Origin of the sequence: Pseudomonas sp. K5002 (genome assembly GCF_013386655.1) — a bacterium.
Classification (GTDB): domain Bacteria; phylum Pseudomonadota; class Gammaproteobacteria; order Pseudomonadales; family Pseudomonadaceae; genus Aquipseudomonas.
Window position 1 is genome coordinate 1 of the sequence record NZ_JACARK010001467.1, and the last position, 773, is coordinate 773.

Here is a 773-nt window from a genome sequence, read left to right on the forward strand (position 1 = left end):
GTCCAGGTGCAGGCCGCCACTGAGCAACACCCACGCGGTCAACAGCAGCGCGGCGTGCAGCAGCAATGGCGCGCCCATCAACACGGCGTTCAAGCCCCACAGCAGTAGCCCGAACAGCAGCCCCACCACCGGATAAAACAGCAACGAACGCCCCAGTTCCTGGGGCTGCGGCATGCCCGGCAAGCGAATCGGCAGGCTGCTGAGAAACTGCAAGGCGATCCAGAACGGCAACATGCTCAGCGTCCTTCCCTTAATACGCCATCCGCCTCGACCTGCAGGCTGAACAGGCCACCATGGCCGACTTCGACATTCAACAGTTGCTCACGCGGCAGACCACGTGCCTGGGCCAGCAGCAAACGCATGACTCCACCATGGCTGATCAGCAGCACTCGCTGGCCGGCATAAGCTTGATACAAGCGGCCGACAGCCCCCAAAACACGCGCGGAAAACTGTGAAACCGGCTCGCCCTGCGGCGGCGTGAAACTGTAGGGATCAGCCCAGAACAGGCCCAGCGCGTCGGCGTCGGTTTCCATCAAGGCTGCAGCGCTCTGCCCTTCCCAGGCGCCGAAGTGCAGTTCCTGCAGATCCTTTTCGAGGGTCACCGGCAGGTTCAGGCGCGTGCCCAACTCCTCGGCAAACCGCGCACAACGTTGCAGCGGCGAACTGACCAGACGCTCCCATGGGCCCTGCTCCACCACCGCCTCACGCATCTGCTCCCAGCCCTTGGCCGTGAGCGCATCGTCCAGGCTGCCGCGCAAGCCGCCGCCCAGTTC

The 773-nt window shown here is 64.3% G+C and carries 2 protein-coding genes; both read right to left on the reverse strand.

Annotation, left to right across the window (positions count from 1 at the left end):
* A partial coding sequence (locus HX846_RS37225; protein ID WP_178967469.1) for an adenosylcobinamide-GDP ribazoletransferase occupies nucleotides 1-234 on the reverse strand: 234 nt, incomplete at its 3' end.
* Between the two features lie 2 nt (nucleotides 235-236).
* Nucleotides 237-773 (reverse strand): alpha-ribazole phosphatase family protein (gene cobC / locus HX846_RS37230; protein WP_178967470.1); only part of this gene is annotated, 537 nt, incomplete at its 5' end.